General features: G+C 66.9%; 7 protein-coding genes. All 7 read right to left on the reverse strand.

The window, feature by feature from the left end; translation table 11 throughout:
* Positions 1 to 4: 4 nt before the first annotated feature.
* Positions 5 to 850: a glycosyltransferase gene (locus G455_RS0122450; protein ID WP_028095635.1), complete on the reverse strand. Its 846-nt coding sequence runs from the start codon at positions 848 to 850 to the stop codon at positions 5 to 7.
* Entirely contained in the window at positions 847 to 2577 is a 1731-nt protein-coding gene (locus tag G455_RS0122455) for a hypothetical protein (RefSeq protein WP_028095636.1), read from the reverse strand. Before G455_RS0122455 ends, G455_RS0122450 begins: the two co-directional genes overlap by 4 nt.
* Positions 2574 to 3539: a hypothetical protein gene (locus G455_RS0122460; protein WP_028095637.1), complete on the reverse strand. Its 966-nt coding sequence runs from the start codon at positions 3537 to 3539 to the stop codon at positions 2574 to 2576. Before G455_RS0122460 ends, G455_RS0122455 begins: the two co-directional genes overlap by 4 nt.
* 68 nt (positions 3540 to 3607) lie before the next feature.
* Positions 3608 to 4315: a 4'-phosphopantetheinyl transferase family protein gene (locus G455_RS0122465; RefSeq protein WP_028095638.1), complete on the reverse strand. Its 708-nt coding sequence runs from the start codon at positions 4313 to 4315 to the stop codon at positions 3608 to 3610.
* Positions 4312 to 8958 (reverse strand): MupA/Atu3671 family FMN-dependent luciferase-like monooxygenase, encoded by a 4647-nt coding sequence (locus tag G455_RS0122470; protein WP_028095639.1) that lies wholly within the window; start codon positions 8956 to 8958, stop codon positions 4312 to 4314. Before G455_RS0122470 ends, G455_RS0122465 begins: the two co-directional genes overlap by 4 nt.
* A 9-nt stretch (positions 8959 to 8967) precedes the next feature.
* The gene (locus G455_RS0122475) at positions 8968 to 9963 is read right to left on the reverse strand and encodes a glycosyltransferase family 2 protein (protein ID WP_028095640.1); all 996 of its coding nucleotides are present in this window, start codon (positions 9961 to 9963) and stop codon (positions 8968 to 8970) included.
* A gap of 5 nt (positions 9964 to 9968) precedes the next feature.
* Positions 9969 to 16472: a type I polyketide synthase gene (locus G455_RS0122480; protein ID WP_028095641.1), complete on the reverse strand. Its 6504-nt coding sequence runs from the start codon at positions 16470 to 16472 to the stop codon at positions 9969 to 9971.
* Between the last annotated feature and the right edge of the window lie 74 nt (positions 16473 to 16546).

Here is a 16546-nt window from a genome sequence, read left to right on the forward strand (position 1 = left end):
CTGCTCAGCGACCGCGATCCCAGCGGCTGCGATTGTGAAACAACGGCGATCGTACTGCCAGGGCGACGGCCGCATAGGCCAGAAAACCCGCCGGATCCCGCAGCGCTAGGCGCAGAACCAACGCCTTGCTGGGGCGATTGCTGTCCGCATTGGCAAGCAGATCGGGGAATATCGCGGCAACCTCGTCGACACCGGCGTTTTGCCTTCGCCGTACCCGCACCAGATTGGCGAAGCCTTCGACCATCGGCCAGCTATACCCGGCCCCGACCCGGGTTCTTTCCTGCGGGGTGAAGTTCAGCCGGGCGAAGGTGTCATCTGAAATGATATCCGGCCAATCGCCCCAGCGAGCCCGGCCGGCGGCTGACATGGCGAAGATTCCGAAGCCCGGCGCGCCGGTGGTGACAAAGGGCAGCCGGGTCCAGAAACGGGTATAGAGACGGGTGAAACGCTGCTGCTGCGGGGCGATTTTCGGGGTCCCGCCAGCATAGCGCGGTGCCTCGGTCGCCAGCGTTTCGGTCAGCTCCGCAAGCAGCGGCGGCGACACCAGAACATCGGCGTCCAGATAGGCGCGCACATCGCCTCGGGCCACCGCGTCTCCATGGTTCAGCGCCCCCAGCTTGCCGCCTTCGGCGCGCTCCTCGACCAGCAGGTGCCAGCCGCGCAGGGAAAAGCGCTCGTCCCAGGCCCGGGCCCGGGCGGCGGTATCGTCACGGCAACCGTTCGGCACCACGATCACCTCGGCCAGCCATCCTTCGGGCAGCGGATCTGAGGCGCAGAGCGCCCCCAGACAGCCGTCGATCCAGGCGCTTTCGTTATGGGCGGGTAATATGACGCTGAGAGTACGGGTCATAAGAAGGCTCTGATCGCCTCCCAGCGCGGATTATCGTCGGACAGATGGCGCAGCGCCCCCCAGCTTCCCCATTTGCCGGGCTTGTTCACATCGGAAAAGACGTTGAACATCCCGCCGCCAGCGGCGTGCCAGCCGTTGATCAACTCGGTATAGAGCGTGCCCATTTCCGCCGTGTAATTCAGGTGGGTGAAAAAATCGGTCAGGTCGTCGGCATCGACCATCGGGCCGATTCCGACCACATGGGTGCCACCTTCGTACATTACCAGATCCAGGCCCCATTTCTTTGCCACTTCGGCGTGATGGGGGAAGACGGTTCCGATCAGCCAGCTCAGCGACCCCTCCGGCTCGCCGCTGGCCAGCCCGTCGCGCAGCTCGGCCCAGGCGAGCGCGGTGGCCGCGTCATATTTGTGATCCGCGACATAGGCCTCGCGGTCGGTGCCGCCCAGACGTTTCACCGCCGCCACCCCTTCGGCCAGATCGAGACTGTCCATCAGCCATTGCCGCACCAGGCCGGCGCGATCCTCGGTCCCCAGTCCGCCCCCGAAATAGCCGGTGATCGCATAGGCGTCGAAGGCGCTGGCGATGCTTGGTGAATCGGGCTGTTCCCGGGTCAGAAGCGGGGGCTCGAAGATATCGGCCTCGAGCCCGAGCCATCCGGTCTGTGACGAGATCACGTTGATCAGCCGGTCGCGCGCGCCGGTGGCGTCAAAGACTTCGGCGCACAGGCGCGCGACCTCGGCGGCACGCAGCGCGTAATACTGTACCCAGGCGTTGTCCTTGCCCCAGCGTTTCTTGGCCATGTCGTCGGCCCAGCGGGCCTGGGGGAACTGCCAGTTCCAGACTTCGTTCGAGAATTCCATGTAACAGTGCAGATCGTGCCACAGCGTGTTGCGCGCCAATGTGGCAAATCGCTGGACGAAACCATCGTCCGCGGTATGGGGGATGTTGAACCAGGCATCGACCCCGATCCGGTTGGCCAGATCCAGCATCACCTCGGCCGGAACGCCGCGCAGCCCATAGGTGTAATCGCTGACCTGCGGCCGGCTGTCCCAGGTGGTTTGCGGGGTCTCGTTGGTCAGCATCCAGTCCATGAAGCGGACCGCCTTGAAGCCTTCGAGGATGCGCAGGAAATCCGGGTTGAAGACTGCGCCGGCATCGAAGGCGCGCAGATGCTCTTCCCGCACGATGGTGATGTTGCGGACATAATCACCGGACTTGCTGCGGTCGGTGCGCTGGATGCGGATGATGACCGCGCCGTCGCCGGGGGTGAAATCAAAGCTCACCTCATTGCGGCCATAGCGGACGTTCTGGCCGCGTCCGCTGACCTCGACGATGCCATCGCCCTCGAACCGCAGCACATAGCGGCCTTTGAGCGAGGCTGCTTTTTCTGGCAAATCGGTCAGCACCACCGTACCGATTGATCTTAACTCAGGCGGAATCGCCATGGGCCAGCCGTGATCGTCCAGATACCCGGCCCGCGCCAGATCGGCGTGGCCGGCGCCGCCCCATTGGCCGGGCTTGTGTCCGATCCAGGTCCGTGCGGTCTTCATCACGTCGAGGAACGGCTGCTCCGGGCTCCAGTCGTTGACGCCATTCAACCCGATACACATTGGCACCGGCCCAACCGGGCGCGGCGCATCCGGCGCGTCCTGCGCGAAGGCGTGGTGGGGCAGGGACAGCGCCAGCGGCGACAGCAGGGTGGATTGCAGCAGGGTGCGGCGTCTCATTGGGCGACTCCGGTCTTGGGATAGGTGGTCACGATCTGCCAGACGGTATCCTGCATGGCGCGGGCGGCTTCGGCATCCGGGGCAGTGGCAGGGGTGCCGTCGGCACGGGTCAAGGCATGGGGCAGACCCAACGGAGACTGCCCATAGAGCACGGCGTAATGGGTAAGTGCCACCAGATAATTGCCCAGATCGCTGGGGTGGATCGGATCGGGTGTGCCATCGGGCCGAAGCGCGAAAAGATCTTCGCGCTGGCGGATATTGCCGATGCCTCCCTCATCCTCCAGCCGCCGGACGAAGGCCGCCATCACCTGACCTGCCGGGATCACATGGGCAGGGCGATGGCTGGTGTCATTGGTAAGATCGTCCAGATCGGGCAGCAGAAGCTTCCGCTCCCACAGCTCGGGCAGATCACGGTCGAGCCGGTCGAGCCAGCCCTCGGCGGTATCGAGCGGGTGCCAGGTCTCGTAGAGATAGACACGGGTGGAGGGCGAAGCCGCCCGCGCCAGATCGGCCCATTTCCGGAAATAGCGGGGGCTGTCGTGGTAGCGGATGGCGTCGCGCAGTTCGACCATCTCGGTCAGGATGACGGCGTCGTAATCGCCTGAGCCGATCGCTTCGCGCGCTGGGCGGAAATGGGGGGTGTCGTTTTCCTCGGCAAAGCCGTTGATCGGCAGGTCGGGCTCCCAATGTTCTTTCAGCGAGGTGCCCCAGCCCAGTTGCAGATCATAACGGTATCCGGGCCCTGCAAGCTGGGCCAGCATTGCCGGCATATCGCGGCCGACCAGGCTGTGGCCCAGGTGATAGACGGCCAGCGGATGATCGGGCGGCGGCAAGGGGGCGGCATAGGCGGCAGAGATCGCTGCCGCATCGGGTAGGCGCGGACGCGGCGCTAACGTCCAGAGGGCGGCGGCAAGGAGTGCAACCACAGGAAAGGCAACAAGGATAATCGTACGCAAAGTCATGTGTCGGCGGGCCTCAAAAGGGTCGGTCGCGTCGGCATCATATCATGTAGGGCGGCAGGGGCGCGATTTCACCTGTGAAGGGCAATCGCTGTGATGATGAGGCCGCCGGAAATGACATAGTTGCCCGACAGGTGGCTGGCCGTGGTGAACGGCGGGACGGCATGCAGAAAACGGACGGTGAATTTGCCGCAGACCAGCGGCATTTCAGCGTTGAAGTCGAGCTCCAGCGTCTGAAAGCCGAACACCTGGCGCGAGGCGGGGTATTGCGCCTTATAGGCGCATTCCTTGGCGCTAAAGATCAGCTTGGCCATAAGGCCCTGCTGCGTTTCGGGCAGGGGGGCGAGGCGTTCGGCCTCCGCGTCGGTACAGATCGCCGGGATCAGGTCAAAAGGCAGCAGCGTGGCCTCTTCGAGATCGAGACCGAGGGCAGCGAAGCTGCCCGCCTTCGCCACCGCGGCGAGGCAGGTGGTGGAACAATGGCTGATGCTGCCGACCAGCCCAGCGGGCCAGACCGGAGCGCGGTCGCTCCCGTGGAGAATGGGCCGTGCTGGCTCGCCGAGCCGTGCCATCGCGTGCCGCGCCGCGGCCCGCCCGGCTGCGAATTCGCGCAAACGGCCGGGCTGTGGTCGGGTCAGCCCCGCGCGTTCCTCGGGCCAGGGGGAAGGTTGCGGCGCGCGCGGATCGGTTTCGGCCAGGGCCACACCGACGGGAAACAGCCCCCGCGCCAGGTTCAGCGCGGAGGGGGGCGGCTCGGATCTTCGGGCCGGAGCGGTCATCCCGCCCGCATCCGACGACGGTCGCGCATGGCGCGCCGCTTGGACATGGTTTCGCTGCGGTCGGCCTCATCCATCGGCTGCGGGCCGTCGGGCTCGGGCTCTCCGCCGCCGCCCAGATGGTCCGCCAGCCCGCCAAGCGTGGGGAAGCGGAAGATATCGGTGATCGACAGATCGGGCCGGTTCAGCGTCTGGCGGATTTCCCGATGCGCCTGCACCGCCAGCAGCGAATGGCCGCCAAGGCCGAAGAAATTATCCTCCATGGTGATCTCGGTGGCGTTAAGGCCGAGGATACGCGCCCAGATCGCCGCGATCTGGGCCTGGGCGCCGCCCGTTACCGGGGCTGTGGCCCCGGGCGTGACACTGTCGGCGATGGCCGGGCGCAACTGCCGGGTGAGCTGCGGCGCCGGCAGCGCCTTGCGGTCGATCTTCTTGTTCGGTGTCAGCGGGAAGGCGCCGAGTTGGACGATATGTGCGGGCACCATGACCTCGGGCAGGTGACGGGCGAGGTCGGCGCGCAATACCGCCTCGTCAACGGCGCCGTCGGCGGTGACATAGCCGACCAGCCTGAGGTCGCCGGGCGCCATCTGACGCGCCACCACCACGGCGGCACTCACGCCCGGCCAGGCGGCCAGGGCCGCCTCGATCTCGCCGAGTTCGATGCGCTGGCCGCGGATCTTGACCTGATGGTCGGTGCGACCGAGGAAATCGAGCTTGCCGTCGATCCGCCAGCGCACCAGATCGCCGGTGCGGTACATGCGCAGGGGGTGCGGACCGGTCAGGACGATTTCGGGCGCGAAGGGATCGGCGGGGAAGCGTTCTGCTGTCAGCTCTTCGCGCTCCCAATAGCCACGGGTCACCCCGGCTCCGCCGATATAGAGCTCTCCCGGAACGCCGATGGGGGCGGGGCGGCCCGCCTCGTCCAGCACGTAGACGCCGGTATTGGCGATCGGTGTGCCGACATTGACGGTGCCGCGGGGGGCGGGGCCCACCGCCTCGCAGGTCGACCAGATGGTGGTTTCGGTCGGGCCGTACATGTTGTGGATTTGCGCCCCGGTGCATTCGCGCAGATCGGCGACCAGATCGCCGGGCAGCGCCTCGCCGCCCACCAGCAGATGCTTGACGCGGCCAAGCGCCAGCCGCGCCTCGTCGTTCATCGCGATCATCCGCGCCATCGAGGGCGTGCATTGCATATGGGTGACGTTGTGGCGGATGATCTGCGCGGCGAGCGAGAAATCGTCCGCCTCGGGCTCACTGGGCGCATTGGCCCGCTTCAGCACCTGGGCGATCGGCTTCAGCCCCTCCAGCACCAGATCGGGGGCGATGCCGTAGTCGATCAGACAGGCGATCTCGTCGACACCGATGCGCTTGAGCTGTTCGACGCGGGCCAGACCGTCGGCCACCGTGCCGAAAAGGCCCGAATCCTCGAAATACCGCTCGAAGGCGAAATCGAGGATCGCCTCCAGTTCTTCCTCGCCCAGCATGCCCAGATCCATGTCGAAGGCATTGCTCACCCCCTTGGGTTTCTTGAAGGCGGGGAAGGCCCAGGCGTATTGCTTGATCAGCGCCGCAGCCGAACGCAGGTAGTCCTTCATCGGCCCGCGCGCGACCTTGGCCGCCTGTTCGCGCGTCTCGGCCAGATAGCTGTGCAGCATCAGGGTCACGGTGAAATCGGCCGGATCATGGCCGGCCTCGCGCAGGGCGGTGTGATAGAGGCGGATTTTCTCGCCCACTTCCTCGATCGACTGGCCCAGCAGGTGGGTCAGGACGTTGGCGCCGATGCGGCCGGCCTCGATCCAGGTTTCGGGGTTGCCGGCGGTGGTGACCCAGATCGCCAGTTCCTTCGACACCGGCCGGGGCTGGGTAACCACGGCGTGCATCGACCCGTCGGCCTTGGGGAATTCCACCGCCTCGCCACGCCAGAGCTTGCGCAGGGTTTCGATGGTGGCGAACATCGCCGGCTTGTTGGCGGGCGGCGTGTTCTCGGGGCGCAGGATGAAATCGTCGGGCTGCCAGCCCGAGGCGATGCCAAGCGCCACCCGCCCGTTGGTCAGGTTGTCGATTACCGCCCATTCCTCGGCAATGCGGGCCGGATGGTGCAGCGGAGCGACGCAGCTTCCCGCGCGCACGGCGATGTTCTGGGTTACCGCCGCGACAGCGGCACCGGTGACGGCGGGATTCGGATAGGGGCCGCCGAAGGCGTGGAAGTGCCGTTCCGGCGTCCAGACCGCGTTGAAGCCGTTGGCATCGGCGAATTTGGCGCCTTCCAGCAGCAGTTCGTATTTCTTCGGGCCGACGCCGTCGTCATTGCCCCAGTACATCAGGTTGAAGTCGATCCGCCGATCGCTGACCGCCAGCGGGCCCTTGGAGACCACGGCGCGGTTTTCATCCCCCGACAGCACCAGCTTGAAGCCGCGGGCCAGCGTCCAGAACAGTTCGAGGACAGAGATGTCGAAGCTGAGGCTGGTCACCGCGAACCAGGTGCCGTTTTCTGGCACGCCGATGCGGTCATCCATGCCGGCAAAGAAGTTCGACACGTTGCGATGTTCGACCATCACCCCCTTGGGCAGGCCGGTGGAGCCCGAGGTATAGATCAGATAGGCCAGATCCGCTCCGTTGGCGCCGCCGTCGACATTGGCGGCCTCGGCCCCGAGGCCCTCGACCTTGAGGATTTGCGCCGCATGTTCGGGCAGGTCGCCCTCAAGCGCCGCCGAGGTGACGATCATCTGCGCCCGGCTGTCGCGAATGTAATGGGCGATCCGGTCGGCGGGATAGACCGGGTCGAGCGGCACATAGGCGCCGCCGGCCTTGAGGATACCAAGGGCCGCGATCACCAATTCCGGCGAGCGATTGAGGAACAGGCCGACATGTGCTCCGGGCGCCACCCCCATGCCGCGCAGGGCGGCAGCCACGCCGTTGGCGCGGGCGTTCAGATCGGCATAGCTCAGGCTCTGATCCTCGAAGACCAGCGCGGTGGCCTCGGGGGTCTTGGCGACCTGCTGCTCGAAGGCGAGATGAATGGTCAGCTCGGGATCGAATTCGGCTTGGGTCGCGTTCCAGCTTTCCACCGTCTTGCGGCGTTCCGAGGCGGGCAGGATGTCGAGCGCGTCCAGAAGGCTGTCATCGGTGGCACTGGCGATGGCGGCAAAGGCCTTTTCCAGCCGCCGCGCCAGCAGCTCGGCCGCGTCTTCGTTCAGCCGGGTCTTGTCGATATAAAGCGTCGCGCGTTCGTCTCGCAGGGAGACGGTGGCGATGCTGTCGGGCACCGGGCCGGTGCCGCACAGCCCCAGCGCGATCCCCGGCGCACCGGTCCAGGTGATCTGCGGGTCGCGGGCGATCAGATCGCGGACGATGCCGCCGGCCGCGGCCATGTCCCGCGCGGCGGCCAGCGCCTGGCCGGTCTCGGCCAGGGTGGCGCCGTTGCGCACCTGCAGCGGCACCCAGCCGGAGATATAGCCAGGTGCCAGTTGTTCCGAGGCGACGACGGCCGGGGTGGTCAGGGCCACATCGGCGAAGTCCTCGCCGCTGCTGGACAATCCCCAGGCCAGCGCCGCCAGCGCAGCGCGCTCGGGGCTGAGCCCGTCCGGCAGGGCGATGCGCAGGGCGTCCCACTCTGGCGCCGCTGTGGCGGCATGGGTCAACGGCACCGGCATCGGATGCATCGCCGCCAATGCCCGGCGCCATTGCGCCTTGTCGCGGATCGCGGCGGAGATCGCGTTGGTCAGATGCGAGGCCTGGGTGGCAGCGGGCGAGGGGAGGGAGGCCCCGGGGCTGACCAGATCGGTGGCGGTGAGGGCGATGCCCTCGGGGGTGGTGAGCGCCGACAGCCGCAGCGCGCCTTCGCTGGTCGCAACCGTCAGGCTCTGGCCGTCAACTGCCATCACGCTACCGGGCAGGCCCTGCGCCGGCCCTGCCGGATCGGCCTTGCCGATCAGCACCACCTGACCGGCGATCTCGATCTTCGGGCAGGCGATCGGGTTCCAGTAGCCGCCGAAATCCAGGGCGCGCACCAGCGCCGCCAGTTGGCTGGCCGGACGATGGAAATTCAGCCGCGCCGCCGCCTCGGGCCGGGCATCACGGGGGTAATAGCTGCGCAGGTTCAGATCCTGCACCTGCCGGTCGGGCGCGCCGGTCTCAAGCTGGGCGATCAGCCGCGGGAAGCTGTCCATCGCGGCGGCATAGCACTTCGAATTCAGGGTAAAGGCGGTGTCCTCGGGGGCGATGGCGACCGGCTCCTGCACCAGGATGTCGCCTTCGTCGATGCCGCCTTCGATCACGTGCCAGGTGATGGCGTAATCGGTTTCCTGGTTGATCAGCGCCCAGACCGGCGCGTTCAGGCCGGCATAGCGTGGCAGCGGGCCGTCATGGAAGTTGACAGCGCCCTTGGCGGGCAGCGTCAGCACCGCGTCGGGGATCACGTTGAGGTTGGCGATGGACAGGAGCCAGTCGAAATCCCCCGCCCCGAACCGTTCTGCCAGTGCGGCGATCTTGGTTTCGACCGGCAGGCCCAGGCCTTCGGCCCAGGTGCGGATATCGGGATCGCGCGAGACCACGGCGCGGATGGTGTGGCCGGCATCGCGCAGGGCGTCACCGCAACCGATCAGGAGGGATTCGTTACCAATAAGTACACAGGAAAAAACGGTCATTTGCTGTCCTCAACGAGGGGTGGCTGTCAAAGGCGAAGCGGTCTTGCGGGGTTTGAGCCCCGGTCCGAAACTATGGGCGACAAGGTCACGCAGGAAATGATCTGGATCAGCCTGCGGCTTGCCCTGCAGCAGCCGGCGCAGGCCCCAGATCGTCTGTCCGGCCACGCGGGCCAGCGTCGCGGCCAGCGCATAGGCGGGCCCGTGGGTCTTGGTGAAGTAATAGCGGCGCGAGTCGAACCAATAGCCCGGCGTCCGGCTCCACCGTTTCATGCCGGTGGAGACGGAGCCCAGATGCATGATCCGGCTTTTCGGGACGAACCAGCATTGCCAGCCGGCCCGCGCCGCCCGATGGCAAAGTTCGGTTTCTTCGTAATAAAGGAAAAAGGTCTCGTCGAAGCCGCCGATCTGATGGATCATCCCGGCCCGCAGCATCAGGCTGGCGCCGGCGGTCCAGTCGATCTGGGTCGTCTCGGCCGGGACCGGCAGGGCGACGATGGCGTTCTTCAGCAGGCGCGAGAAGATGCCGGTGCGCGCCGCCGTCTCGAACTCTCCGGCGGCGGAGGGGAAGCGGAAGGCGGTCTGATGCGGTAGCCCATCCTCGCCATAGACGAAGCTGCCGGCGAACCCGGCCTTGGGATGGGCGATCAGGAAATCGCGCAGGGCCGCGATGGTGCCCGCTTCGGGAAAGGCGTCGGAGTTCAGAAGGTAATAGAAATCCGGCGCCGCGCCGGAGGCGAGGCCGGCGGCCATGCCAACATTCATACCAGCCCCGAAGCCGCCGTTATGGTCCGAGGCGATCACCCTGAGCCGGCCGGAGCCGAGCCAGCCGCGTGCTTCCGCTGCGGCGCGGATGGTCTCGAACGATCCGTCGCCCGAATCGTTGTCGACGATCACGATCTCGCCGGCGACATGCTCCATCGCAGCCAGCGCCGCCTCGGCCGACCGCAGGGTCAGATCGGGGGTGCGGAAGTTCAGCAGGATGGTCAGGACGGTAGGGCCGGTCATCGCGATCACTCCGCCGCCTGTTGATGATCGCCCGAAACCTCGGGGCTGTCGGGCGGCAGCCCGGCCTCGGCCTTGTCGATGAAGGTCTTCATCTTCTCGGCCAGCACGCTGACATTCGGGACCAGCACCATGGAATCGTGATCCCCCGGCACCTCGATCACCCGCGTGCGCGGCACGTAGGCGGTCCATTGGTTGTCGTCGAAGACATATTCGCGCGCAGCACTCACCCAATTGCCGCCCGAGACCTTCCAGCGCCGATCAAGCGGCGGGCGGAACAGCACCATCGGCCCGTTCCAGGGCTTGAGGTCATAGGCCGCCAGCGAGTCGCGGAAGGCGGCCTCGATCTTCTCGTTGTTGAAGCTGGTGCCGGTGCTGACCAGCGCCGGGGCGCCACGGCGTTTCTGCAGCTCCCATCGGATACGGTTGCCAGCCCATTCGCCCAGGTATCCGGCGCCCTTGCGGCGCAGCTCCTGCAACTTGATCAGCGCCTTGTCCTGCGAGCTGAGCGTCGGGCGGACGGGCAGGGGAGTGTCGAGCATGACCAGCAGCGCCACCTCTTCGCCCGCGGCCTCAAGCTGGCGCGCGATTTCATAGGCGGTGATGCCACCGCCCGAGAAGCCGCCCAGCAGATAGGGCCCATGCGGCTGCACCTGGCGCAGCTCGGCGATGTAATCGGCGGCGGCCTCCTCCATGCGGTGGTGGGGTTCGTCGCCGCCGATCAGCCCGCGCGCCTGCAACCCCCAGACCGGCCGGTCGCGGCCCAGCATCAGCGCCAGATGCCGCAGGTTCAGCACGTTGCCGAACATGCCGGCGACCAGGAAGAACGGGGTGCGCGCCGCGGCGCCGCCCTTGTGCAGCGCCACCAGATGGGTGAAGGCCGGTGTGGCCTCCGCCTGCGGCGGCGCCTCTCCCTCGACGGCCTCGCTAGTCACCCCGGTGCGCGCGGCGATGAGCCCGGCCAGGGCGGCGACGCTCGGCGCCTCGAACAGGGTGGCGAGCGGGAATTCGACATCATAGAGCCGGCTGATCCGGGCGAAGAGCCGCACCGCGATCAGCGAATGGCCGCCAAGATCGAAGAAACTGTCGTTCACCCCGACCCGTGCCACCCCGAGAAGCGAGGAGAACAGACCGGCAAGGGTCTTTTCCACCTCGGTCGTGGGGGCGACATAATCGGTGTCGAGATCGGGACGATCAAAGCTTTGCGCCTCGTCCGGTTTCGGCGCGCTGACCCTTGCGGCCTGGGCGATCAGCGCCGGCAGGTCGAGCGTGCTGATCAGTACCTGCGGCGCCCCCAGCGCCAACGCCCGGCGCAGCGCCTCGGGCCCGTCCTCTGGGCGGATGCCTTGGGTGATATTGTGCCGCAGCCGCTGTTCCTCGGGGCTGAGCGGCGCGTCATGCGTCGTCGCCACCAGGCCGAGATCGGCGGCCTGCGCATCGGGTTTGTCCGGCGCGGAGAACTCCAGCGTGCCGGCGGTGCGGGTCATCTGGAAGCCTTCGATCTCGACACAGACATTGCCCTGCGCGTCGGTCAGGGTGACATCGAAGCTGGTGAACCCCTCGGTCGTGGCGCTGCCCGGGGTCAGTCGCATCCAACTCCGGATCTCGCCCGGCAGGGGGGCGAAGACGCGGATGGCACGATAGCTGACCGGTACCCAGAGCGCCGCGTCGTCGTAGCCTGGCGCCAGTGCGATGGCCCAGCCGGTGGCGAGATCGAGAAGCCCCGGGTGCATCAGAAAACCCTCGGCCAGATCGCCCCGGCACTGTTGCGGCAGGCTCAGCGTGGCGAGCCCTTCACCCGCGCCCATGGCGCGGCGGCGCAGTACCTGCCAGCGCGGGCCGAAGCGCAGATGCGCCTCTTGAGGGGAATGCAGGCAGTCGTCAGGTCCGGCCAGCTCCGGCGTACCGCAGCGCGCGGCGATCGCTGTCAGATCGAGCGGCGCGGGGCGGGCCGGATCGGCGAGGGGCAGGATCTGCGCCTGGGCGTTCAGTTCGTACCCCGCGGCCTCTTCGGCGCCAAGCGCGGCATGTACGGTCAGATTCAGGCTCGCCTCATCGGCCTCCAGCCGCAGGACGGCGCGGCGGGGCTGGTCGTTCGCCACCCGCAGCGGCCTGAGGAAATAGAGATCGCGGATCTCGTAGGGCACGGCGATGCCCTGGGCCGCCATCGCCTCTGCCGCCAGCTCGATATAGCCGGTTCCGGGCAACAGCGCCTCGCCCGCGGCAGTGCGGTGCTGGTCGAACACCCAATCGTCTTGCGCATCATAGGTCGACACGAACAGGCGATTGCCGCCGGCATCGAAACCGGTCTCGCGCAGCAGCGGCTGATCGCACTCCACCCGCTCGCTCGGCTTGCCGGCGCTGTCGCGGGCGGACATGGCATCGGCGGCCATGCCGACTTGGGACCAGACGCCCCAATCGACAGCCATCACCCGCGTCGCGGCGCCGTTGCGGCCCTGGGCGAATGCGTTGAGATATTCGTTCGCAGCCACATAGTCGATCTGCCCCGCCGGCGCCGTTGCGGTGGAGGAGGAGGAGAACAGGACCATCACCTCGACCATCCCGTCGGGGAAGAGGGTGTCGAGCACCCTGAGGCCGGTGACTTTCGGCGAGAAGACCTGGGCGACGCCGCTTTCGGTCTTGGCCAGCACCGGGCCGTCGTCGATCTGGCCGGCGGCATGGATCACCCCGGTCACCGCGCCAAAGCGTTCCTCGGCTTCGGCCACGGCGGCGCGCATACGGTCGATGTTGCAGACATCCGCCGCGATCGCCATCACCGCGCCCTCACCGATCTCCTCCAGCCCCTGCAGCGCGTGAATGCGCCGCGCCAGCCGGTCGCCGGGGGGATGGCTGGCAAGATAGCCGGCCCACTCGTCGCGGGCGGGCAGGGGATCGCGGGCCAGAAGGATCACATTGGCGCCGTGATCGCGCATCAGCTCGGCCGCCAGCGTCAGCCCGATGCCACCGAAGCCGCCGGTGATCAGATAGGTGCCGCCGGTCTTCCAAACCGGCGCGGCGCTATCCTCAAGCGGCAGCGGCCGCCAACTGCGGACATAGCGTTTCTCTCCCCGCCGCAGCGCCACCTCATTACCGGGCTCGGCCAGCAATTCCTCCAGCGCCTGCGAGACCAGCGGCGTCAGATCGGCCGGGGCCGCGCCGCCGCCGAGCGCCGTGAGAAGGCGCTTCGGCGCCACCTCGGGCAGAGCGATATCGACCGAGGCGAGGGTGATCCCCGGCATCTCGTGCGGGATCACGCCGACCGGGCCGGCGATCAGAGATTTCTCGGGATAGGGCAGCCCTTCGTCATCAAGCTGCGCCGCGCCATTGGTGAAGGCGACGATATGCACCGGGTGCTCCAACTCTGCGCCGCCAAGCGCCTGGGCCAGATACATCAGGCTGAAGAAGCCCTGTTCCAGCATCCGGTCATAGAACGATCCGCCGGGGCGGTGGCTTTCGTCCCGGGTGACCAGCCAGAAATGCCCGATCCGCGTCGGGCTGCGGCCGGCCTCGGCCAGATCGGCCAGCAGGCTGTCATAGCCGAAGCGGCCCTGTTCGGGCGGCAGTTGATACCGATCGTCGGAGAGCTTGGCATAGGTGTCGCCCGGGGTGACCCGGGTCACGCTCTGGCCCGCCTCGGTCAGTCGCCGGATCACATCCGCCGCCAGCCCCGCGTCATCTTCGAAGATCAGCCAGGTCTGCGCCCCGGCCTCGGCCAGATCACGCTCTACGTCGATCTCGCAATCCGCCGGCCGTGGCCGCCAGGCCGGGCGATAGCCCCAGCGTGCCATGTCCTCGATGCGGGAGAGCGAGACCTCGCCCTCCACCGTCACCTGCGGCTTGCCGGGGTCGATGAAATAGCGGCTGGACTGGAAGGCATAGGTCGGCAGCGGCAGGCGGTGGCGCTTGGTCTCGCCCCAGATCTGATCCCAATCCGCCTCGATCCCGCAGGCCCAGAGCCGGCCGATGCCGGACAGGAAATAGGCGTCGTCGGCGATCTCCTGCTGCGGGTGACGGAGCGAGCTGATCACCTGACCCGAGCCGACCGCGTCGTTCATCTGCGCCAGCGAGCTGAGCGCCTTGCCCGGCCCGACCTCGAGAAAGACGCGTTTCTTGCCCTGCGCCAGGGCGGTGACGCAATCGTTGAACCGCACGGTGTTGCGCAACTGACCGACCCAATAGTCGGGGTCGGTCGCCTGTTCGGCACTCAGGGGCGCGCCGGTGCGGTTCGACATCACCTTCATCGTCGGCGCCGACAGAGGGATCGAGCGCAGGAAGGCGCCGAATTCTGCCAGGATCGGGTCGAGCATGCGCGAATGCGCCGCGATGTCGATCTGCACCCGCTGGTGGTCAATCTCCCGCGCGGTGAGGGTCTCTGACAGCGCATCGAGCGCCGCCTGAGGTCCGGAGACGGCGCAAAGCCGAGGGGCGTTGACGCTGGCGATGTCCAGATCGTCGCCGATCAGCTCGCGCAGTTCCGCCTCGGGCAGCGACACGCTCAGCATGCCGCCCGCCGGCACGGTGTCGAACAGCCGCCCACGTAGCAGCACCAGGTCGATGCAATCCTCGAACGACATCACGCCGGCCAGACAGGCGGCGGTATTCTCGCCCATCGAATGGCCGACTAGGGCGGCGGGGCGGGCGCCCCAGCTCATCCACAATTGGGCCAGCGCATATTCGACGATCATGATCAGCGGCAATTGCACTGAGGGGCGCGTCAGCTTCCGGTCGGCCTCGGCCTGCGCTGCCTCATCCTCGGGCAGCCAAAGGGCGCGAATGTCGAAATCGAGCTTGGGTTCCAGATGGTCCAGACCGCGATCCATCCAGTCGGCAAAGACCGGCTCGGTCTCGTAGAGATCGCGGGCCATGCCGGCATATTGGGCGCCGCCGCCGGGGAACATGAACACCAGTTCAGGCGCGGTGCCCAGCCGGTCGTGGGTGAAAACTTGGCGCGGGTCGTTCTCCTCCAGCAGCCGCGCTGCTTCCTCGGCACTCTCGGCGACCAGTACCCGGCGCTTGTCGAATCCGCGGCGCCCTTCCTTCAGGGTAAAGGCGACATCGGCCAACGGCAGATCGGGATTGGCGCGCAGATGCGCCGCCAGTGCGCGGGAATTGGCATCAAGCGCTGCACGGCTGCGGCCGGAGAGGCAGAGGATCTGGAAGGGGAATTCGCTTTCCTCCGACGGCGCGCGCTCGGGTGCCTCCTCAAGGATCGCATGGGCATTGGTGCCGCCGACGCCAAGCGCGTTGATGCCGGCGCGGCGCGGGCCCTTGTGCGATTGCCAGGGCATCAGCTTGTCGGCGACCTGGAACGGCGAATGATCGAAATCAATCGCCGGGTTCGGCGCCTCATAACCCAGAGAGGGCGGGATTTCCCCATGTTTCAGCGCCAGCGTGGTCTTGACCAGCCCGGCGACGCCGGCGGCGGTATCCAGATGGCCGATATTGGTCTTGACCGAGCCGATGCGGCAAAAGCCGGTATCGGGCGTCTGCTTGCGATAGGCCTCGGTCAGGGCGGAAACCTCGATCGGGTCGCCCAGATAGGTGCCGGTGCCGTGGCATTCAATGTAATCAATGGTGTCGGCCGGCACACCTGCGGCCTTCAGTGCCAGCGTCACCGCCTGTGATTGGCCATCGACCGAAGGCGCCAGATAACCCGCCTTGGCGGCGCCATCATTGTTGACGGCGCTGCCCTTGATCACCGCCCAGATGTGATCCCCGTCGGCAATCGCATCCTCCAGCCGTCTCAGCGCAACAGCGCCGGCACCAGAGCCGAAGACGGTGCCCTGCGCTCGGTGGTCGAAGGCATGGCAATGGCCATCGGGAGAGAGGATCTCGTTTTCCTTGTAAACATATCCACGGCCCTGCGGCAGCTCGATGGTCACACCGCCGGCCAGGGCCATGTCACAATCGCCGTCGCGCAGCGCCTTGCAGGCGTAATGCACCGCCACCAGCGAGGTGGAGCAGGCGGTCTGCAGGTTGATCGAGGGGCCCTTGAGGTCGAACACATGGCTCACCCGGGTCGACAGGAAATCCTTGTCGTTGCCGGTGTGGCGCAGCAGGAACATGCCGACGTCCTGCACCAGCCCGGGGTTGGAGCAGATGTTGAAATAGAAATAGCTCCCCATGCCGCAGCCGGCATAGACGCCGATCGGGCCGGCGATGGTTTCGGGCGGATGGCCGGCATCCTCCATCGCCTCCCAGGCGACTTCGAGGAACTTGCGGTGCTGCGGGTCGAGGATCGCGGCCTCCTTCGGAGAAAAGCCGAAGAATTCCGGGTCGAACATGGCGTAATCGTCGAGCGGCGCGGCGGCGGGGACGAAATTGGGATCGGACATCAGCGCCGGATCCTCGCCATTGGCGATCAGCTCCTCCTCGCTCAGCCGGACGATGGATTCCGTCCCACTGCGCAGATTGGCCCAGAAGGCGTTGGCAGACCCTGCGCCGGGCACCCGGACAGAAAGACCCACGATGGCGATATCGCCGCTGCTGCTATGCTTGCTGTTCGACGTCATAAAGTGACCAAACGCTCCGCTTTACCCAACGCTGGCCCCCACCGCTGTCAAAGGATAGACATTCAGGGCCGTCG

The sequence above is a fragment of the Pseudodonghicola xiamenensis DSM 18339 genome (genome assembly GCF_000429365.1).
Lineage (GTDB): Bacteria > Pseudomonadota > Alphaproteobacteria > Rhodobacterales > Rhodobacteraceae > Pseudodonghicola > Pseudodonghicola xiamenensis.